Source organism: Enterobacter cloacae complex sp. 2015409 (genome assembly GCF_041365315.1).
GTDB classification, from domain to species: domain Bacteria; phylum Pseudomonadota; class Gammaproteobacteria; order Enterobacterales; family Enterobacteriaceae; genus Enterobacter; species Enterobacter pseudoroggenkampii.
This window is the reverse complement of record NZ_JBFTVM010000001.1, coordinates 2,113,639-2,135,185: the sequence shown is the minus strand read 5'-3', so window position 1 is coordinate 2,135,185 and position 21,547 is coordinate 2,113,639. Positions and strand designations below refer to the sequence as shown.

The 21,547-nt window shown below is 53.8% G+C and carries 16 protein-coding genes; 12 read left to right on the top strand and 4 right to left on the bottom strand.

The features are described from left to right. Nucleotides 1-166 precede the first annotated feature (166 nt). From dmsA to ACDO57_RS10400, 5 genes are all read left to right on the top strand, one after another. Nucleotides 167-2,611, top strand: coding sequence for a dimethylsulfoxide reductase subunit A (gene dmsA, locus ACDO57_RS10420; RefSeq protein ID WP_370883936.1), 2,445 nt, complete (start codon nucleotides 167-169; stop codon nucleotides 2,609-2,611). Between the two features lie 10 nt (nucleotides 2,612-2,621). Continuing rightward, nucleotides 2,622-3,239, top strand: a complete 618-nt coding sequence (locus tag ACDO57_RS10415) for a DMSO/selenate family reductase complex B subunit (protein WP_021240882.1) — start codon at nucleotides 2,622-2,624, stop codon at nucleotides 3,237-3,239. A 1-nt stretch (nucleotide 3,240) separates the two neighbouring features. Further along, nucleotides 3,241-4,104: a dimethyl sulfoxide reductase anchor subunit family protein gene (locus ACDO57_RS10410; RefSeq protein ID WP_370883935.1), complete on the top strand. Its 864-nt coding sequence runs from the start codon at nucleotides 3,241-3,243 to the stop codon at nucleotides 4,102-4,104. A 275-nt stretch (nucleotides 4,105-4,379) separates the two neighbouring features. Continuing rightward, nucleotides 4,380-5,528, top strand: a complete 1,149-nt coding sequence (locus ACDO57_RS10405) for an MFS transporter (RefSeq protein WP_048990991.1) — start codon at nucleotides 4,380-4,382, stop codon at nucleotides 5,526-5,528. A 123-nt stretch (nucleotides 5,529-5,651) separates the two neighbouring features. Then, the gene (locus tag ACDO57_RS10400; protein WP_370883934.1) at nucleotides 5,652-6,173 is read left to right on the top strand and encodes an anti-virulence regulator CigR family protein; all 522 of its coding nucleotides are present in this window, start codon (nucleotides 5,652-5,654) and stop codon (nucleotides 6,171-6,173) included. Between the two features lie 35 nt (nucleotides 6,174-6,208). Here ACDO57_RS10400 and pflA read toward each other — a convergent pair whose 3' ends face one another. The 4 genes from pflA to ycaO all read right to left on the bottom strand — a co-directional run bounded on the left by pflA (nucleotide 6,209) and on the right by ycaO (nucleotide 12,511). Continuing rightward, nucleotides 6,209-6,949: a pyruvate formate lyase 1-activating protein gene (gene pflA, locus ACDO57_RS10395; RefSeq protein ID WP_024907799.1), complete on the bottom strand. Its 741-nt coding sequence runs from the start codon at nucleotides 6,947-6,949 to the stop codon at nucleotides 6,209-6,211. Between the two features lie 203 nt (nucleotides 6,950-7,152). Next, nucleotides 7,153-9,435: a formate C-acetyltransferase gene (gene pflB, locus ACDO57_RS10390; RefSeq protein WP_024907798.1), complete on the bottom strand. Its 2,283-nt coding sequence runs from the start codon at nucleotides 9,433-9,435 to the stop codon at nucleotides 7,153-7,155. 51 nt (nucleotides 9,436-9,486) lie between these two features. Further along, on the bottom strand, nucleotides 9,487-10,344 hold the full coding sequence (gene focA, locus ACDO57_RS10385) for a formate transporter FocA (RefSeq protein ID WP_008499974.1): 858 nt from the start codon (nucleotides 10,342-10,344) through the stop codon (nucleotides 9,487-9,489). Nucleotides 10,345-10,750: 406 nt separating this feature from the next. Then, nucleotides 10,751-12,511, bottom strand: coding sequence for a 30S ribosomal protein S12 methylthiotransferase accessory factor YcaO (gene ycaO / locus ACDO57_RS10380; RefSeq protein ID WP_090417532.1), 1,761 nt, complete (start codon nucleotides 12,509-12,511; stop codon nucleotides 10,751-10,753). A gap of 127 nt (nucleotides 12,512-12,638) precedes the next feature. Between ycaO and ACDO57_RS10375 the strand changes: the two genes are divergently transcribed. The 7 genes from ACDO57_RS10375 to ACDO57_RS10345 all read left to right on the top strand — a co-directional run bounded on the left by ACDO57_RS10375 (nucleotide 12,639) and on the right by ACDO57_RS10345 (nucleotide 21,526). After that, entirely contained in the window at nucleotides 12,639-13,331 is a 693-nt protein-coding gene (locus ACDO57_RS10375) for a DUF421 domain-containing protein (RefSeq protein WP_023310994.1), read from the top strand. A 162-nt stretch (nucleotides 13,332-13,493) separates the two neighbouring features. After that, nucleotides 13,494-14,582, top strand: coding sequence for a 3-phosphoserine/phosphohydroxythreonine transaminase (gene serC / locus ACDO57_RS10370; protein WP_024907796.1), 1,089 nt, complete (start codon nucleotides 13,494-13,496; stop codon nucleotides 14,580-14,582). A gap of 69 nt (nucleotides 14,583-14,651) precedes the next feature. After that, nucleotides 14,652-15,935 (top strand): 3-phosphoshikimate 1-carboxyvinyltransferase, encoded by a 1,284-nt coding sequence (gene aroA / locus ACDO57_RS10365; RefSeq protein ID WP_370883933.1) that lies wholly within the window; start codon nucleotides 14,652-14,654, stop codon nucleotides 15,933-15,935. 185 nt (nucleotides 15,936-16,120) lie between these two features. Further along, on the top strand, nucleotides 16,121-16,804 hold the full coding sequence (gene cmk, locus ACDO57_RS10360) for a (d)CMP kinase (RefSeq protein ID WP_024907794.1): 684 nt from the start codon (nucleotides 16,121-16,123) through the stop codon (nucleotides 16,802-16,804). Nucleotides 16,805-16,915: 111 nt separating this feature from the next. Beyond that, nucleotides 16,916-18,589 (top strand): 30S ribosomal protein S1, encoded by a 1,674-nt coding sequence (gene rpsA, locus ACDO57_RS10355; protein WP_008499966.1) that lies wholly within the window; start codon nucleotides 16,916-16,918, stop codon nucleotides 18,587-18,589. A gap of 170 nt (nucleotides 18,590-18,759) precedes the next feature. Continuing rightward, nucleotides 18,760-19,047 (top strand): integration host factor subunit beta, encoded by a 288-nt coding sequence (ihfB, locus tag ACDO57_RS10350; protein ID WP_008499965.1) that lies wholly within the window; start codon nucleotides 18,760-18,762, stop codon nucleotides 19,045-19,047. A 214-nt stretch (nucleotides 19,048-19,261) separates the two neighbouring features. Further along, on the top strand, nucleotides 19,262-21,526 hold the full coding sequence (locus tag ACDO57_RS10345) for a ComEC family protein (protein ID WP_370883932.1): 2,265 nt from the start codon (nucleotides 19,262-19,264) through the stop codon (nucleotides 21,524-21,526). Nucleotides 21,527-21,547 lie beyond the last annotated feature (21 nt).

Here is a 21,547-nt window from a genome sequence, read left to right as displayed (position 1 = left end):
GCCTTTGATTTGATACGAAGCAATAACCTCTCCCTCTAAAGTAGTAATACTCCTCCGAATGAAAGTCAGCACAAAACGCTGATAACGAAGATATTCGTTATATATAAAACTACATAGCGGTATGCACCGCCTCTCTTTTCTTTGTGAGCAACCAAAGTGAGTCTCTATGAAAATCAACGCGCCTGAAGCATTAATGGCTGCCGAGGTCACTCGCCGTGGGTTGATGAAAACCACGGCCATAGGCGGCCTGGCCGTAGCCAGCAGTGCCTTCACGCTCCCCTTTACCCGACTGGCGTCGGCGGCAGAGGCTCTGTCTCCGGCCACTTCGCCGGAAAAAGTGGTGTGGAGTGCCTGTACCGTCAACTGCGGTAGCCGTTGTCCGCTGCGTATGCATGTGGTGGACGGTGAAATTAAATATGTCGAAACCGACAATACCGGGGACGATAACTACGAAGGGTTACATCAGGTCCGTGCCTGCCTGCGTGGTCGCTCCATGCGTCGTCGTGTCTATAATCCGGACCGCCTGAAATACCCGATGAAGCGCGTCGGTAAGCGCGGGGAAGGGAAGTTCGAGCGAATTAGCTGGGACGAAGCCTACGACATCATCGCCACCAACATGCAGCGTTTGATTAAAGAGTACGGTAACGAATCTATCTACCTGAACTACGGTACCGGGACGCTTGGCGGCACGCTGACCCGCTCCTGGCCACCGGGAAAAACGCTGGTGGCGCGCCTGATGAACTGCTGCGGCGGTTATCTCAATCACTACGGCGACTACTCTTCGGCGCAGATCGCTGCTGGCCTGAACTACACCTACGGCGGCTGGGCGGACGGCAACAGCCCGTCTGATATCGAAAACAGTAAGCTGGTCGTTCTGTTTGGTAACAATCCGGGCGAAACCCGCATGAGCGGTGGCGGAGTAACCTACTACCTCGAACAGGCTCGCGCTAAATCCAATGCCCGCATGATCATCATCGATCCGCGCTATACCGACACCGGTGCCGGACGCGAAGATGAGTGGATCCCCATTCGTCCGGGTACCGATGCGGCGCTGGTCTCCGCCCTGGCGTGGGTGATGATCACAGAGAACCTTGTCGATCAGCCTTTCCTGGATAAATACTGCGTCGGCTATGACGAGAAAACCCTGCCTGCCAGCGCGCCTGCTAACGGTCACTACAAAGCGTATATCCTCGGTCAGGGCAACGATGGTGTAGCAAAAACGCCGGAATGGGCGTCCACCATCACCGGCATCCCGCCAGAGCGTATCGTTCAGCTTGCGCGTGAGATTGGCTCAGCCAAACCGGCCTATATCAGCCAGGGCTGGGGTCCGCAGCGTCATGCGAACGGTGAAATCGCGACCCGAGCCATCTCCATGCTCTCCATTCTGACCGGCAACGTCGGCATTCACGGCGGTAACACCGGCGCGCGTGAAGGCTCATATGAAGTGCCGTTCGAACGTATGCCGACGCTGGATAACCCGGTTCAGACCAGCATCTCCATGTTTATGTGGACCGATGCGATCGAACGGGGTCCGGAAATGACCGCCCTGCGCGACGGCGTACGCGGCAAAGACAAGCTGGACGTGCCGATCAAGATGATCTGGAACTATGCCGGTAACTGTCTCATCAACCAGCATTCAGAAATCAACCGCACCCATGAAATCCTGCAGGATGACAAGAAGTGCGAGATGATTGTAGTGATCGACTGCCACATGACCTCCTCGGCGAAATATGCCGATATCCTACTGCCGGACTGCACCGCCTCTGAGCAGATGGATTTCGCCCTGGACGCCTCCTGCGGCAACATGTCCTACGTGATCTTTACTGACCAGGCTATTAAACCGCGCTTCGAGTGCAAAACCATCTATGAGATGACCTCTGAGCTGGCGAAACGTCTTGGCGTTGAGCAGCAGTTTACCGAGGGACGTACTCAGGAAGGGTGGATGCGACATCTGCATGAACTCTCCCGTAAAGCGATCCCTGACCTCCCGGACTTCGACACTTTCCGCAAGCAGGGTATGTACAAACAGCGCGATCCGGAAGGGCATCACGTAGCGTATAAAGCGTTCCGTGAAGATCCGCAGGCGAACCCGCTGACCACGTCATCGGGCAAAATCGAAATCTACTCCGAAGAGTTGGCAAAAATCGCGTCGACCTGGGAGCTGCCGGAAGGGGACGTTATCGATCCGCTGCCGATCTACACACCAGGTTTCGAAAACTACAACGATCCACTGACGGCGAAATTCCCGCTGCAGCTGACCGGCTTCCACTACAAAGCGCGCGTGCACTCCACCTACGGCAACGTCGACGTGCTGAAAGCCGCCTGCCGTCAGGAGATGTGGATCAATCCGATGGATGCCAAAGCACGCGGCATCAGCAATGGCGATCGCGTACGCATCTTCAACGGTCGCGGCGAGGTGCACATTGAGGCCAAAGTGACGCCGCGCATGATGCCAGGCGTGGTGGCGCTGGGGGAAGGGGCCTGGTACAGCCCTGATGCCAACCGCATCGACCAGGCGGGCAGTATTAACGTGCTGACCACGCAGCGTCCGTCGCCGCTGGCGAAGGGCAATCCATCCCACACAAACCTTGTCCAGGTTGAAAAGGTTTAAGGAGTAGCCGATGACAACCCAGTATGGATTTTTTATTGATTCCAGCCGTTGTACCGGGTGCAAAACCTGCGAGCTGGCCTGCAAAGATTACAAAGACCTGACGCCGGACGTGAGCTTCCGTCGCATCTATGAATACGCCGGGGGCGACTGGCAGGAAGATAACGGCGTCTGGCATCAGAACGTCTTTGCGTATTACCTGTCGATTGCCTGTAACCACTGTGAAGATCCTGCCTGCACGAAGGTCTGTCCGAGCGGGGCGATGCACAAGCGCGAAGACGGTTTTGTGGTGGTGGATGAAGATGTCTGCATCGGCTGTCGCTACTGCCATATGGCCTGTCCGTATGGCGCGCCACAGTACAACGCTGCCAAGGGCCATATGACCAAATGCGATGGTTGCCACACCCGCGTAGCGGATGGCAAAAAGCCGATTTGCGTCGAGTCCTGTCCGCTGCGCGCGCTGGACTTCGGCCCGATTGAAGAGCTGCGTCAGAAACACGGTCAGCTCGCCGCCGTGGCACCGCTGCCGTCTGCGCACTTCACGAAGCCGAGTATTGTGATTAAACCTAACGCCAACAGCCGTCCTACAGGTGACACCACCGGCTATCTGGCAAACCCGAAGGAGGTGTGAGATGGGAAGTGGATGGCATGAATGGCCGCTGATGATCTTCACGGTCTTTGGTCAGTGCGTGGCGGGCGGCTTCATTGTGCTCGCGCTGGCGCTGTTGAAGGGTAATCTCAACGCTGAACAGCAGCAGCGTCTGGTGTTGAGCATGTTTGGCCTGTGGGTGCTGATGGGGATTGGCTTTATCGCCTCAACGCTGCACCTGGGTTCACCGATGCGCGCGTTTAACTCCCTGAACCGCGTGGGTGCCTCGTCTCTCAGTAATGAGATTGCCAGCGGGGCAATTTTCTTTGCCGTCGGTGGTCTGGGCTGGCTGCTGGCCGTGCTGAAGAAATTACCTGCGGGTCTGCGCAGCCTGTGGCTGATCGTGACCATGGTGCTGGGCGTGGTGTTCGTGTGGATGATGGTGCGTGTCTATAACACTATCGATACCGTTCCCACCTGGTACAGCGTCTGGACGCCGATGAGCTTCTTCCTGACGATGTTTATCGGCGGGCCGCTGCTGGGCTACCTGCTGCTGCGCGTGGCGGGCGTAGACGGGTGGGCAATGCGTTTGCTGCCCGCTGTTTCGCTGCTGGCGCTGGTAGTGAGTGCGATGGTCGCCCTGATGCAGGGTTCTGAACTGGCAACCATTCACAGCTCTATCCAGCAGGCCTCTGCCCTGGTGCCGGACTACGGTGCGCTGATGGCCTGGCGTATCGTTCTGCTGGTCGCCGCGCTGGTATTCTGGATTGCTCCTCAGCTCAAAGGCTATCAGCCTGCGCTGCCGTTGTTGTCACTGGCTTTTGTGCTGGTACTGGCGGGTGAACTGATTGGTCGCGGCGTGTTCTACGGGTTGCATATGACCGTTGGTATGGCTGTCGCCAGTTAACGGTGTATTGGGTTATATCAAGCCGGGCCAGAGTGCCCGGCTTTTGCTTTTTTCGATCATGAAATTTTTCGACTGTCGTTTTGTTTTAATTTTGCCCATTAATAAATGAAAACAGAGACATAATTAATATCTATAGCAGGCGTGGCATTAGCAGGATAAGTTTTTTAAATCGACAGGGAACATATTGTGCGAGGCGGCTAAATCAGTGGATTGACTTTGTTTTTGCCAGTGGCATGATGCGCACGAAATCTGAACTTCCTCACGGTTTTTAATCCATGACCACCTATACTCGGCCAGTGCTGCTGTTGCTCTGTGGCCTGCTTCTGTTGACCCTGGCGATCGCAGTGTTAAATACGCTCGTCCCGCTGTGGCTCGCCCATGAAAACTTACCGACCTGGCAGGTGGGTATGGTCAGCTCGTCCTTTTTTACCGGGAACCTGCTGGGTACGCTGGTGACCGGGAGCCTGATTAAGCGCTTTGGCTTTAACCGCAGCTATTATCTGGCCTCGCTGATTTTCGCCGCCGGGTGTGCCGGGCTGGGCCTGATGGTCGGCTTCTGGAGCTGGATGGCATGGCGCTTTATCGCTGGCGTAGGCTGCGCGATGATTTGGGTGGTGGTTGAAAGTGCGCTTATGTGCAGCGGTACCACCCGCAACCGCGGACGCCTGCTGGCGGCCTATATGATGGTTTACTACGTCGGCACCGTGCTGGGACAACTGATGGTCAGCAAGCTGCCAACCGACCTGATGAGCGTTCTGCCGTGGGTAACGGGCATGGTGCTGGCCGCGATCCTGCCGCTGCTCTTCACGCGCATTGTGAACCAGAACAGCGAGCATCAGGAAGCGACCCACGTCTGGCCAATGCTCAGACTGCGTCAGGCGCGTCTGGGCGTTAACGGCTGCATTATCTCGGGAATTGTACTGGGCTCGCTCTATGGCCTGATGCCGCTCTATCTTAATCATCAGGGCGTCAGCGATTCCGGAATTGGCTTCTGGATGGCGGTCATGGTAAGTGCGGGTATTGTCGGGCAATGGCCGATTGGTCGTTTGGCGGATCGTTTCGGTCGTCTGCTGGTGCTGCGCGTTCAGGTCTTCGTGGTGATCATGGGATGCCTTGCCATGCTCAGCAACGCCGCGATGGCGCCTGCGCTGTTTATTCTCGGGGCCGCCGGCTTTACGCTCTATCCGGTTGCGATGGCCTGGGCCTGTGAGAAAGTAGAACATCACCAGCTGGTGGCAATGAACCAGGCGCTATTACTGAGCTATACCATCGGCAGTTTATTAGGGCCGACGTTTACCGCGATGCTGATGCAGAATTACTCTGATAATTTATTGTTTATCATGATCGCCAGCGTATCGTTTATTTATCTTTTAATGCTGCTGCGCAAAGCGGGAGAGCACCCAACGCCTGTGGCTCATGCCTGATGAATTAAAAGCCTGTCGATGACAGGCTTTTTTGTCCCCATCACAACTAAGAGTTTTACTTATTGTTTGTTTATTGCGTCAGACGATAATTCATGTGAGTCCTACCACTATAAGGCAGCAATCATGTCTATTCGTCGTTTTTCCACTACCGCACTGGCCGTAGTGTTGTCTTTAACGTTTGCAACGGCTCCGGTCATGGCTAATCCTGGCAACGGGAATGGCAATGGTCACGGAAACGGTGGCGGACAGGGTAACAGCGGCAGTCATGGAAACGGGAATTCTGGTAACCATGGCAATAAGCAAAATAACGGTCAGGATAACCCTGGAAAATCGGATAAGAGCGTTAAAAGCAGTAAAGATGTCGGTAGCGATGTCGACGCTCGCGTGAGTTTCGATCATGCCCGCCATCTGGCGCTGAATTATGGCTTAACGGGCTATAAGTCTCTGCCTCCGGGGATCGCAAAAAACCTGGCGCGCGGTAAGCCGTTGCCTCCGGGGATTGCGAAGAAAACCGTGCCGGCCTCTATGCTGGGTCAGCTTCCTTCCTATCCAGGCTATGAGTGGCGGGTAGTGGGTGACGACCTGGTCTTAATTGCACTGAGTACAGCCATTGTGACGTCCGTTATTAACGGCGTCTTTAAATAGAATATAAAAAGGCCCGGTTCTCACCGGGCCTTTCTTTAATACATTACCTTGTGGCCGTACTGTTCAAGAATACCTTTGACGCGTTCCATCGTCTCTTTCTTCGGCGGCTTCACGCCATCGAGTTTGTACTCTTCACCCATTGCCACCCACTTATGTTTACCCAGCTCATGATAGGGCAGAAGCTCGATTTTCTCGACGTTGCCCATATCGCGGGTAAATTCCCCGAGGCGGTGCGCGGAGTCGTCGTCGTCTGACCAGCCAGGCACCACCACGTAGCGGATCCAGGTTTTAATGCCTTTATCGGCAATGTATTTGGCAAATTCCAGCGTGCGGTGGTTTGAAACACCAACGAGGTTCTGGTGGATCTCATCGTTCATCTGTTTGAGATCGAGCATCACCAGATCGGTAACTTCGAGCAGCTCGTCGATAACCGGATCGTAGCGACGTACAAAGCCGTTGGTATCGAGACAGGTATGAATGCCTTCTTTGCGGCAGGCGCGGAACCAGTCGCGGACAAATTCAGCCTGCAGAATGGCTTCACCGCCGGATGCGGTGACGCCGCCGCCGGAGGCGTTCATAAAGTGGCGATAGGTCACCACCTCTTTCATCAGATCGTCGACGGTGACTTCTTTACCGCCGTGCGTGTCCCAGGTGTCACGGTTATGGCAGTACAGGCAGCGCATCAGGCAGCCCTGGAAAAAGGTGATAAAGCGGATACCCGGGCCATCGACGGTACCACAGGATTCAAAGGAGTGAATACGACCAATAGTTGACATTGCGGTGATATCTCCATCATCGGCCCGTCCCGGGCCTGTGTATGCACAGCTCAAAGCCGGCTGTGTTAAGTCTGTTTTGGCTGTTATCCATTCAGTATAGATAGCGGACAAAAGAGACTGAGGTGGAGAGGGTGCTAAAAAGGCCCCACTGACGTGGAGCCTTTATTGTACGCTTGTTAGCGCGTGATTTCAGTCAATTCCACTTACATGGACTGAGTGAAAGTACGGGTGATAACGTCCTGCTGCTGTTCTTTAGTCAGGGAGTTAAAACGTACTGCGTAGCCAGATACGCGGATGGTCAGCTGAGGATATTTCTCAGGGTGTTCCATCGCGTCGAGCAGCATTTCACGGTTCATAACGTTCACGTTCAGGTGCTGACCACCTTCGATGGACGCTTCGTGGTGGAAGTAACCATCCATCAGACCCGCGAGGTTAGTTTTACGCACTTCGTCGTCTTTACCCAGCGCGTTTGGCACGATAGAGAAGGTGTAAGAGATACCATCTTTCGCGTAAGCAAACGGCAGTTTAGCAACGGAGGTCAGAGAGGCAACCGCACCTTTCTGGTCACGACCGTGCATTGGGTTAGCACCTGGGCCGAATGGCGCGCCAGCACGACGACCGTCTGGGGTGTTACCGGTTTTCTTACCATACACAACGTTAGAGGTGATGGTCAGAACAGACTGAGTCGGGATAGCGTTACGGTAGGTAGTCAGTTTCTGAATTTTCTTCATGAAACGTTCTACCAGGTCAACCGCCATGTCATCAACGCGAGAGTCGTTGTTACCAAACTGCGGATATTCACCCTCGATTTCGAAGTCAACAGCCAGGCCGTCTTCGTCACGAATTGGTTTAACTTTCGCATATTTGATTGCAGACAGGGAGTCAGCAGCAACGGACAGACCAGCGATACCACACGCCATGGTGCGGATCACGTCACGGTCGTGCAGCGCCATCAGAGAGGCTTCGTAGCTGTACTTGTCGTGCATGTAGTGGATAACGTTCAGCGCAGTGACGTACTGTTTAGCCAGCCAGTCCATGAAGTGATCCATGCGGTCCATGACTTCATCGAAGTTCAGAACGTCGCCTTTGATCGGCTCAGACTTAGGACCAACCTGCATTTTCAGTTTTTCATCAACGCCGCCGTTGATTGCGTACAGCATGGTTTTCGCCAGGTTTGCACGCGCACCGAAGAACTGCATTTGTTTACCAACAACCATTGGGCTTACGCAGCAAGCGATAGCGTAATCGTCGTTGTTGAAGTCCGGACGCATCAGGTCATCGTTCTCGTACTGCAGAGAAGAGGTATCGATAGACACTTTAGCGGCGAATTTCTTGAAGTTCAGAGGCAGTTTTTCAGACCACAGAACGGTGATGTTCGGCTCCGGAGAAGGACCCATGGTGTACAGGGTGTTCAGGAAGCGGAAGCTGTTTTTGGTTACCAGAGTACGGCCGTCAACGCCCATACCGCCGATGGATTCAGTTGCCCAGATTGGGTCACCGGAGAACAGCTCATCGTATTCTGGAGTACGCAGGAAGCGAACCATACGCAGTTTCATGACCAGGTGGTCAATCATTTCCTGAGCGTCTTGCTCGGTGATTTTGCCTGCTTTGATATCACGTTCGATGTACGCATCCAGGAAGGTGGATACGCGACCGAAGGACATTGCTGCACCGTTCTGAGACTTAACTGCGGCCAGGTAGCCGAAGTAGGTCCACTGGATAGCTTCCTGAGCGTTGGTAGCAGGACCAGAGATATCGCAGCCATATTTAGCTGCCATCTCTTTGATCTGACCCAGCGCGCGGTGCTGTTCAGCGATTTCTTCACGCAGACGGATAGTCGCTTCCAGGTTTACGCCGTTTTCCAGATCGGACTGCAGAGACACGAACTGAGCGTATTTGTCTTTCATCAGGAAGTCGATACCGTACAGCGCAACGCGACGGTAGTCACCGATGATACGGCCACGGCCATACGCATCTGGCAGACCAGTCAGAACGCCAGATTTACGACAGTTCAGAATGTCTTTGGTGTAAACATCGAATACACCCTGGTTGTGGGTTTTGCGGTATTCGGTGAAGATTTTTTTCAGCATTGGGTCCAGCTCGCGGTTATACGCTTTGCAGGAACCTTCAACCATTTTGATGCCACCGAACGGGATGATTGCGCGTTTCAGTGGTGCTTCAGTCTGCAGACCAACGATTTTCTCAAGGGCTTTGTTGATATAGCCAGCATCGTGAGAAGTGATGGTGGAAGCAACGGAGGTGTCAAAATCAACTGGCGCGTGAGTGCGGTTTTCCAGTTTAACGCCTTCCATTACGCTGTCCCACAGCTTGGTGGTCGCGTCAGTTGCGCCAGCCAGGAAGGATTCGTCACCTTCATACGGTGTATAGTTTTTCTGAATGAAGTCACGTACGTTTACTTCATTCTGCCAGTCACCTTTCGCAAAACCTTCCCAGGCTGTGGCTAACTTTTCATTAAGCTCGGACATGTAACACCTACCTTCTTAAGTGGATTTTTTATTTACTGCCTGAGAAAACCATCAATGATGATCGTCGCCACGCAGGTAAATGACCCAGTATGTCAACCCAACTAACAGACCCCCACCGATAATGTTCCCGATAGTGACAGGGATCAGGTTATCAGTAATGAAATTCATAATAGTCAGGTGAGAGAAACTTTCCGGGGATGAACCAACTGCGGTCCAGAACTCCGGGCTCGCAAAGTCGCGGATAACAATGCCCATTGGGATCATGAACATATTCGCGATACTGTGCTCAAAGCCGCTGGCAACGAACATCGCAACCGGCAGAACCATAATTAAGGCTTTGTCCATCAGGCTACGACCCGAGTAGCTCATCCATACAGCCAGGCAGACCATCAGGTTAGCGAGGATGCCGAGAGCAACGGCTTCGATAAAAGTGTGGTGCATTTTGTGGTCGGCGGTTTGCAGGACGTTAAGGCCCCAGCCACCGTTGGCGGTCATGTACTCGCCAGAAAGCCACATCAACAAAACAAAGAGCAGACAGCCAACCAGGTTACCCACGTAGACGTTAAGCCAGTTACGTGCCAGCTGACCCCAGGTAATTCTTCCGCTGGCCTTGGCCACGACAATCAGCACCGTTGAGGTGAAGAGGTCGGCGCCGCAGATGACGCAGAGAATCAGACCCAGTGAGAAGCAAATGCCGCCAATCAGTTTGGCCATGCCGAAAGGCATTCCGGCAGTACCGGTGGTGGCGGTGATATAGAAGACGAAAGCGATAGAGATGAACACACCAGCCGTGATCGCCAGATAGAACGTCTTCATCGGGTGTTTCGTTGCTTTATAGACACCCGCTTCTTCGGCAACTTTAGCCATTGCAGCGGGGAGTAAAAGATCAAAAGGGTTGTCAGCTTTCACACTAACTCTCTCTTTATTAAGTCGGCGACGAGATACTAACAAAGCATTATAGAAGAGAAATTGATATAGATCATATCTCGCCTGGCTTATAGGCCCGCAGTGTGTATGGTTTTACGACAAATGCGGAGTAAGTATTTGATTATCCGTATAAAAATAAATTTTAAAAGTTATGAAAAGAGTTGAATTTTTTCGTTCAGCCACCTCTGAAGCAGTTAATTAATATGGAGTATTAACCATAAAAAGTAACAGTAAAGCCCAGATCAATATTATTATATTTACCCGTATTTAACTTTATTATTACAATCAACAATCATTGCCGAAGAAAATAAAAAACGGGGCAATGAAATTGCCCCGTAATATAGCCCAGACGATTGAATACGCCTACTGCTGGTAATGTTATGTGCGCTTATTTTGACCAGTAAGCGGCTTTTGCTTTCTGCAGCTTTTCGTAGGCCTTCAGAAGTGACTGATGCGCCGGGAAGGCTTTCAGATCGCTATCAACAGCCTGCAGGCCATAGAACGGCGCTTCGCCGCTCAGGGCCGCGCTGGCTGCTTCTACGGCTTCAGCACCGTACATACGCACGAAAGCATTCAGGTATTGCAGCGGTTCGCGATCCTCTTCCTGTGCAAGCAGCAGCAGGGTTTGCAGGCAACGGTAATAGTTGGTGCGCTCGGCAGAGAAGACCGACTGGTTGAATTCCATGGTCCACTCGGTCCAGGCCAGAGCCTGATCCAAATCGCCACCCGCCAGGGCCAGCATTGCTTTCAGCTCACCAATACGCAGGGTATACCAGCCGTTGTCTTTACCGGTCGCCAGACCCAGCAGTTCGCGTACGCGGGTGAAGTCATCGTGGCCTTCTTCGTCCAGTTGGGCGATCAGGTTCAGGTAATCTTCTTTCTCCCATTCGCTGCCCGGCAGTGCCAGCAGCGTTTCGCGCAGGTGCGCACCCATGCTGTTATTCGCCAGCCACAGATCTTCAGCAGGGTAGATGTCGGACATGCCCGGAACAATAATGCGGCACGCGTAGACGCCAAGATGCTCGTAATCGGCAATATACACTTCCTGATCTTCCGAGTTGAAGATCGCCATCAGCGTGGCGAACTCTTCTTCCGTGGTTCCGGCAAAGCTCCAGTCCACGAACGGATAGTCGGCGTCCTGCTTGAACATATCCCAGGAAATTAAGCCGCTGGAATCGATGAAGTGGGTTTCGAGGTTGGTATGCTCGGCCACTTCTTCGTCGTCAAACGTTGGCGGCGTAAACACGTCGAGATCTTTCAGGCTACGGCCCTGCAGCAGTTCGGTAACGGTACGCTCCAGCGCCACGCCGAAGTCCGGGTGCGCGCCGAAAGAGGCGAAGCAGGTGCCGTTGGTTGGGTTAAACAGCACGACGCAGATAACCGGGTACTTACCGCCCAGAGAGCCGTCATAGGCAAAGATTGGGAAACCTTCTGCTTCCAGTTTGGCGATGGATTCCACCACGCCCGGGTAGCGTGCCAGCACGTCTGCCGGAATTTCAGGCAGGCTGATAGATTCAGCGATGATGCGGTTTTTGATGTGGCGCTCAAAGACTTCAGACAGACCCTGCACGCGTGCTTCATTGCGGGTGTTACCGGCGGACATACCGTTGGACACATACAGGTTGCCGACGATGTTCATCGGGATATAAACGGTCTGCTCGTCAGACTGACGGGTAAACGGCAGGGCGCAGATACCGCGATCCTCGTTACCGGACTGCAGATCGATCAGCATGCTGGCGGTCAGTTCGTTGTCTGGATCGTAGAAGGCACGCAGGCGAGCGTCGAGAATACCTTTCGGCAGTTCGTCATCTTCGGTCAGCGGGAACCATTTTTCATTTGGATAGTGAACGAACGGGCCGTTAGCGATGGTCTCGCCCAGCCAGAAGTCAGCGAAGAAATAGTTGGTGGACAGACGCTCAAAATACTCACCCAGCGCAGAGGCCAGTGCCGCTTTTTTTGTCGCGCCTTTACCGTTGGTAAAGCACAGGGCACACTCTTTATCGCGAATATGCACGGACCAGACATGAGGCACCGGATTGAGCCAGGAGGCTTCTTCGATGTTAAAACCCAGGTCGGTCAGTTTCTGCTGGAAGCGAGCGATGGAATCTTCCAGGGCGGCGTCTTTGCCGGGGATAAACGTTTGAGTCATGGCGGTCACTTTTATCGTACGTAAAGCGCGCAATGATACGGGTTTTGCGTGACGGGTGCTATCTTCGGCGAAAATAAATGGCTGGACTATGCTTAGTGGCAGTAACTGACTGTTAAGGCATAGAAAAATGAAAGCATTTGATCTCCAGCGGATGGCGTTTGATAAAGTTCCTCCTGAATTTCTGGGCGAAGTGGCGCTGCGCAGCCTGTATACCTTCGTACTTGTCTTCCTGTTTCTTAAAATCACCGGCCGTCGCGGCGTACGGCAGATGTCGCTCTTTGAGGTGTTGATTATTCTGACGCTGGGTTCAGCGGCGGGGGACGTCGCCTTCTATGATGATGTGCCGATGGTGCCGGTGTTTATCGTTTTTGTCTCACTGGCGCTACTTTACCGTCTTGTCATGTGGCTGATGTCGAAAAGCGAAAAGCTGGAAGATCTGCTTGAAGGGAAGCCGGTCGTTATCGTCGAGGACGGACAGCTGGCCTGGGAAAATGTACAAAGCGCCAATATGACCGAGTTTGAGTTCTTTATGGAGCTACGCCTGAATAGCGTTGAACAGCTCGGGCAGGTGCGTCTGGCAATCATGGAAACTAACGGGCAGATCAGCGTCTATTACTATTCTGACGACGAGGTGAAGCCGGGGCTGTGTATCCTGCCGGATATGCTCATTGAGCGTTTCAGAACGGTGCCTGAATCAGGCGAGTATGCTTGCGTAAGATGTAGCCATGTTGTGGCGATGCAGCCGGGGGATCGTCAATTATGCCCTCGCTGTGCAAATCCGGAATGGACGAAGGTTAGCCGGGCCAAACGCATCACCTGACAGCCATTTTGTCGGTTTTGTCTTAACGAGGCGGCAGATTGTTTTGTGTGACGCGGGGCACATTTCACGGGTCATAAGTTTTAGACATTGCGGCGCGTGTCACTGAATGATAAAACCGATATCCACAGTTATAACTTATGGCTTTTAGCGTGGTGAGGGGAAATGGCTCAAGTCTTTAATTTCAGTTCAGGTCCGGCAATGTTACCGGCAGACGTGCTTAAACAGGCTCAACAGGAACTTTGTGACTGGAACGGTCTCGGTACGTCGGTGATGGAAATCAGCCACCGGGGTAAAGAGTTTATTCAGGTGGCGGAAGAGGCAGAAAAGGATTTTCGCGATCTGCTGAATATTCCCTCGAACTACAAAGTATTGTTCTGTCACGGCGGTGGACGCGGCCAGTTTGCGGGTATTCCGCTGAATATCCTCGGTGACAAAACGACGGCTGACTACGTTGATGCGGGTTACTGGGCAGCAAGCGCCATTAAAGAAGCGCATAAATACTGCACGCCGAATGTGATCGACGCCAAAGTGACCGTTGACGGTCTGCGCGCCGTGAAGCCAATGCGCGAGTGGCAGCTTTCTGATAATGCAGCGTATCTGCACTACTGCCCGAACGAAACCATTGACGGGATTGCCATCGACGAGACGCCAGACTTCGGCAGCGATGTCGTGGTTGCCGCTGACTTCTCCTCCACCATTCTGTCTGCGCCAATTGACGTCAGCCGTTATGGCGTGATCTACGCGGGCGCACAGAAAAATATCGGCCCTGCAGGCCTGACGATTGTTATCGTGCGTGAAGACCTGCTGGGTAAAGCACATACATCCTGCCCGTCGATTCTCGATTACACCGTGCTGAACGATAACGATTCTATGTTCAACACCCCACCGACGTTTGCCTGGTACCTCTCCGGCCTGGTCTTCAAATGGCTGAAGCAAAACGGCGGCGTGGCGCAGATGGACAAAGTAAATCAGCAGAAAGCTGAACTGCTGTATGGCGTGATCGACAAGAGCGATTTCTACCGCAACGATGTGGCGAACGCTAACCGTTCCCGCATGAACGTACCGTTCCAGCTGGCGGACAGCAACCTGGACAAAGTGTTCCTGGAAGAGTCCTTCGCGGCAGGCCTGCACGCGCTCAAAGGTCACCGTGTCGTGGGCGGCATGCGCGCCTCCATCTATAACGCGATGCCGCTGGAAGGCGTTAAAGCCCTGACGGATTTCATGATCGACTTCGAACGTCGTCACGGTTAATTTGCTGTTTTTCACCCCCGCAGCGCCCCTGCGGGGTTTTTATTATGTTGAGTTGAGAGTTTAGTTTTCATGGAATCCCTGACGTTACAACCTATCGCGCGGGTAGATGGCACCATCAATCTGCCTGGTTCAAAAAGTGTCTCGAACCGCGCTCTGCTGCTGGCAGCTCTGGCAAACGGCACCACCGTCCTCACAAACCTGCTGGACAGCGATGACGTGCGCCATATGTTCAATGCGCTGAAAGCGTTGGGCGTTCATTACACTCTCTCCGACGATCGTACCCGCTGCGAAGTGACCGGCAACGGCGGCGCGCTGCGCTCGGGTGAAGAGCTTGAGCTTTTTCTGGGCAACGCGGGTACCGCTATGCGCCCGCTGGCGGCGGCCCTGTGCCTGGGAAGCAACAATATTGTGCTGACCGGCGAGCCGCGCATGAAAGAGCGCCCGATTGGTCACCTGGTGGATGCCCTGCGTCAGGGCGGCGCGCAGATTGACTATCTGGAGCAGGAAAACTATCCGCCACTGCGTCTGCGCGGCGGTTTTACCGGAGGTCACGTCGAGGTTGACGGCAGCGTCTCCAGCCAGTTCCTGACGGCACTGCTGATGACCGCGCCGCTGGCCCCGCAGGATACAGTTATCACGATTAAAGGCGAGCTGGTCTCCAAACCGTACATTGATATCACGCTGCACCTGATGAAAACTTTCGGCGTTGAGGTGGAAAACCAGTCTTATCAGCGCTTCGTGGTGCGCGGGGCACAGCAGTACCAGTCTCCGGGCAACTACCTGGTTGAAGGGGATGCGTCATCCGCGTCCTACTTCCTGGCCGCAGGTGCGATTAAAGGCGGAACGGTAAAAGTGACCGGTATTGGCCGTAACAGCGTGCAGGGCGACATCCGTTTTGCGGACGTGCTGGAAAAAATGGGCGCCATTGTCACCTGGGGCGATGACTTTATCTCCTGTACCCACGGTGAGCTGAACGCCATCGACATGGACATGAACCATATCCCGGATGCGGCGATGACCATTGCCACGGCGGCGCTGTTCGCCAAAGGCACGACCACGCTGCGTAACATCTACAACTGGCGCGTAAAAGAGACGGACCGCCTGTTCGCGATGGCGACAGAGCTGCGAAAAGTCGGTGCCGAGGTGGAAGAGGGCGAAGACTACATTCGCGTCACGCCTCCTGCAAAACTGCAGTTTGCGGAAATCGGAACCTACAACGATCACCGTATGGCGATGTGCTTCTCGCTGGTGGCGCTGTCAGATACGCCTGTCACGATCCTTGACCCGAAATGTACCGCGAAAACCTTCCCGGACTACTTCGAACAGTTGGCACGCATTAGCACGCTGGCCTGATAACGCCTTGCCGCATCACCCGATGCGGCATTTGCTTACGCTTCATTACGAACACCTCCGCTCATTTCTTCTACACTCTGCTTCAATCATTCCGTAATTTGCACGCAAAGGTAACAGTTGCGCACGTTGGCGCGTATAATGCGCGGCGTTCATGTAAACGGTATGCCTTATTTAAGGAGAAAAAGATGACGGCAATTGCCCCGGTAATCACCATTGATGGGCCGAGTGGCGCAGGGAAAGGGACTCTGTGCAAAGCGATGGCGGAAGCATTGCAATGGCATCTTTTAGATTCGGGAGCAATCTATCGCGTGCTGGCGCTGGCCGCGCTGCATCATCACGTGGATGTCGCGTCTGAAGAGGCGCTGGTTCCGCTGGCTGCGCATCTGGATGTGCGCTTCGTGTCAACCGATGGCAACCTGGAAGTCATCCTTGAAGGGGAAGACGTGAGCGGGGAAATCCGTACTCAGGAAGTGGCGAATGCGGCCTCGCAGGTCGCGGCCTTCCCGCGCGTTCGCGAGGCGCTGTTGCGTCGTCAGCGCGCGTTTCGTGAAGCCCCGGGTCTGATCGCGGACGGACGTGATATGGGAACCGTGGTCTTCCCTGATGCACCTGTGAAAATTTTCCTTGACGCCTCTTCGGAAGAACGTGCGCAACGCCGCATGCTTCAGTTGCAGGAAAAGGGGTTTAGTGTTAACTTTGATCGCCTTTTATCCGAGATAAAAGAGCGCGATGACCGCGATCGTAACCGCGCCGTCGCCCCACTTGTTCCAGCAGAAGATGCATTAGTTCTGGATTCAACCAGTTTAACTATTGAGCAAGTGATTGAAAAAGCGCTACAATATGCGCGCCAAAAACTGGCACTCGCGTAATCGCGACCGATTTAGCAGTACCCCCGCTGCAAGGGATTGACGGCGGGTATGTGAAACAACCCCATCCGGCACGGAGCCAGGTGGACGTTAATATTAACCTGAAGATTAAACATGACTGAATCTTTTGCTCAACTGTTTGAAGAATCCTTAAAAGAAATCGAAACCCGCCCGGGTTCCATCGTTCGCGGTGTTGTTGTTGCTATCGACAAAGACGTAGTACTGGTTGACGCCGGTCTGAAATCTGAGTCCGCCATTCCGGCAGAGCAGTTCAAAAACGCCCAGGGCGAGCTGGAAATCCAGGTTGGCGACGAAGTTGACGTTGCTCTGGACGCAGTAGAAGACGGCTTCGGTGAAACCCTGCTTTCTCGTGAGAAAGCGAAACGTCACGAAGCATGGATCACGCTGGAAAAAGCTTACGAAGAAGCTGAAACTGTGGTCGGTGTTATCAACGGCAAAGTTAAAGGTGGCTTCACTGTTGAGCTGAATGGTATTCGTGCGTTCCTGCCAGGTTCTCTGGTAGACGTTCGTCCAGTTCGTGACACTCTGCACCTGGAAGGCAAAGAGCTTGAGTTCAAAGTAATCAAGCTGGACCAGAAGCGTAACAACGTTGTTGTTTCCCGTCGTGCCGTTATCGAATCCGAAAACAGCGCAGAACGCGATCAGCTGCTGGAAAACCTGCAGGAAGGCATGGAAGTCAAAGGTATCGTTAAGAACCTCACTGACTACGGCGCATTCGTTGACCTGGGCGGCGTTGATGGCCTGCTGCACATCACCGACATGGCGTGGAAACGCGTTAAGCACCCAAGCGAAATCGTGAACGTGGGCGACGAAATCACTGTTAAAGTGCTGAAGTTCGACCGCGAGCGTACTCGTGTATCCCTCGGCCTGAAACAGCTGGGCGAAGATCCATGGGTAGCTATCGCTAAGCGTTACCCAGAAGGTACTAAACTGACTGGTCGCGTAACCAACCTGACTGACTACGGCTGCTTCGTTGAAATCGAAGAAGGCGTTGAAGGTCTGGTGCACGTTTCCGAAATGGACTGGACCAACAAAAACATCCACCCATCCAAAGTTGTTAACGTTGGTGATGTAGTGGAAGTGATGGTTCTGGATATCGACGAAGAACGTCGTCGTATCTCCCTGGGCCTGAAGCAGTGCAAAAACAACCCATGGCAGCAGTTCGCGGAAACCCACAACAAGGGCGACCGTGTTGAAGGTAAAATCAAGTCTATCACTGACTTCGGTATCTTCATCGGCCTGGACGGCGGCATCGATGGCCTGGTTCACCTGTCTGACATCTCCTGGAACGTTGCAGGCGAAGAAGCAGTTCGTGAATACAAAAAAGGCGACGAAATCGCTGCAGTTGTTCTGCAGGTTGACGCAGAGCGTGAGCGTATCTCCCTGGGCGTTAAACAGCTCGCAGAAGATCCGTTCAACAACTGGGTTGCACTGAACAAGAAAGGCGCAATCGTAAACGGTAAAGTAACTGCAGTTGACGCTAAAGGCGCAACCGTAGAACTGGCTGACGGCGTTGAAGGTTACCTGCGCGCTTCTGAAGCTTCACGTGACCGCGTTGAAGATGCCACTCTGGTTCTGAACGTAGGCGACGACGTTGAAGCTAAGTTCACCGGTGTTGACCGTAAGAACCGTGCAATCAGCCTGTCTGTTCGTGCTAAAGACGAAGCTGATGAGAAAGATGCAATCGCAACTGTTAACAAACAGGAAGATGCAAACTTCTCTAACAACGCAATGGCTGAAGCTTTCAAAGCAGCTAAAGGCGAGTAATATCAGGTTCTCAGCATCATTTGCGCTGTAACGCATTTACAGCGCGAAGGATGAGGAGCAAACTTGACAGATTGCAGGATTCGTCCTGTAATCAATAACAAAGGGCGGCTACGGCCGCCCTTGTTTAATGAGCTGTTCAGCTAATTGGTTTGAAAGGAACCGGAGGAATCATGACCAAGTCAGAATTGATTGAAAGACTTGCCAGTCAGCAACCGCATATCCCTGCCAAGGCAGTGGAAGATGCCGTAAAAGAGATGCTGGAGCATATGGCCTCCACTCTTGCCCAGGGCGAGCGCATTGAAATCCGCGGTTTCGGTAGTTTTTCTCTGCACTATCGTGCTCCACGTACCGGGCGTAACCCGAAAACTGGCGATAAAGTCGAGCTGGAAGGTAAGTACGTTCCACACTTTAAGCCGGGTAAAGAACTGCGCGATCGCGCCAATATTTACGGCAACTGAGTTTAGCCAGCCGGTTAAACTGGGTTCGAAAGAAAGCACCTGCGGGTGCTTTTTTTGTCTCTGTCGCTTTCATTCTGAATGTGTCCCGCATTTTTCGTTTCGTTTTCTGCAACCCGTTAAATACCTTGCTGCGCTTGCTGTAAATCGCATCCTTCACACCTGACGACCCGCTCAACCTGCTTGCATACTGCCACCCTGAAACAGGGAGGAAGCAATGGGAATTCCCGCGCTTAGCGTCTGCGCCATTCTGGCGATAGTTCCGTTACTCTGGTTACCTGAACTGCCATCACCTTACACCGTGTGGGTCATGGTGGCTGGCGGGATAGTGCTTGCTGCATGGCAAAACCATCGAGTGAAGTATGCTGGTATTACGCTGTTATTTTGTGCGTGGGGCATTCTGGCCGCGCAGGAGAGCGTCTGGCCGATGCAGCATTTAACAACGGGGGCTGTGCAGGCTGAGGTAGAGCTCACCGCGACCGACGGCGCCACTCTGCATCAGGGAAACATTCGCAGCGTCGATGGCAAGCGCTGGTGGGCCTCCACCGGCGTAACGCTGTATGGCAATTATCTGCCCCAGAAATCGTGCGCCGGTCAGCGCTGGACCATGACGCTCAGGCTCAGGCCTGCCCATGGCGAACTGAACGAAGGCGGATATGATTCTCAGCGCAGCGCTTTTGCCCAACATCAAACGCTAAGCGGGCGCTTCACCCGCGCTGAACTCGTCGATGGCCGCTGCAGCCTGAGAGCGCAATACCTGATGTCACTGCAGAACCGACTTTCGGCTTACCGCTGGGGGGCGGTTATCCTCGGAGTGGGAATGGGAGAACGTCTGGATGTTCCCCGGGAAATAAAAGACCTGATGCGTGAAACCGGCACGCTGCATTTGATGGCGATTTCGGGTCTGCATATCGCGCTGGCGGCATCCCTCGTCTGGTTACTCGCACGTGGGCTCCAGTTTTTATTACCCAGCCACCGGGTCCACTGGCAGATGCCTCTTATGGCCGGGTTGTGCTTTGCCGCTTTCTACGCCTGGCTTACCGGTCTGCAACCTCCTGCGCTACGAACGGCCATCGCGCTTGCTGTGCTTGCCATATTGCGGATCGCTGCCCGTCAATGGTCTCCCTGGCAGGTATGGGTGTGCTGTATCGCGGCGATCCTCATAAGCGATCCTTTAGCCGTACTTTCGCAGAGTCTGGCCCTGTCCGCATTTGCCGTCGCCGCGCTGATTTTCTGGTTTCAGTGGCTTCCTCTTCCTGACTGGCAACGAGCTCGACGTATAAGGCCACTACTGAATCTGCTCCATCTGCAGGTCGGCATGCTGATGCTGCTCATGCCGTTACAGGTCCTGATTTTCCATGGCTTCAGTATCTCCTCCCTGGTCGCGAATCTCTTTGCCGTTCCCCTGGTGACGTTTGTCTCCGTGCCGCTGATCCTGCTCGGTATGCTGCTTCATCTGCTGCCGCTGGCGGCCCTGGAAAGCGTCGTCTGGTTTGCAGCAGATAAGTCACTAGCATGGTTGTTCTGGCTCCTCATGCGCCTGCCTGACGGCTGGCAGAATGTCGACCAACGCTGGCAATACATGACATTACTGCCGTGGTTGAGCATCATTGCCTGGCGTTTTCGCGCATGGAAAACCCTTCCTGCCGTTTGTCTTGCAGGAAGCGTCTTACTGGCATTTCCTCTCTGGCGAACGGCAAAAAGCGAGAGCTGGACGCTGCATATGCTGGACGTGGGGCAGGGGCTGGCCATGGTCATTGAACGACAGGGAAAAGCCATTCTTTATGATACCGGACTCGCCTGGCCGGGCGGGGATAGCGCGCAGCGGTTAATTATTCCCTGGCTGCGCTGGCATCACCTGCGGCCTGAAGGCGTAATTCTCAGTCATGAACACCTCGACCATGCGGGAGGCCTCGCATCGTTGCAAAAAACGTGGCCTGACGTGTGGGTAAGAAGCCCCTTGCGCCAGGCGGGACATCGCCCCTGTTTTCGCGGGCAGAGATGGCAATGGCAGGGACTCACCTTCAGCGTCCACTGGCCCCCTGAAAATTACCCGGCTCAGGGAAACAACCGTTCCTGCGTGGTAAAGGTGGACGACGGCAAGCAGAGCGTGCTGCTAACAGGGGACATTGAAGCACAAGCGGAACAGGCTATGCTTAGCCATTACTGGCGTTATCTGACGTCCACGCTCATACAGGTGCCCCATCATGGCAGCAATACCTCGTCTTCATTGTCGCTGGTCCAGCGGGTAGAAGGTCAGATCGCTCTGGATTCAGCGGCACGGTATAACGCATGGCGATTCCCGTCGGCAAAAGTTGTCCGACGTTATCGAAAAGAGGGGTATATCTGGCATGATACACCTCATTCTGGACAAATATCGGTGACATTCTCGCAACATCACTGGCAAATCCGGCGCTTGCGAGAGCAATATTTACCCGTTTGGTATCATCAGTGGTTTGGCGCGCCCGTCGATAACGGGTAGAATATGCGGCTATTTCAACGA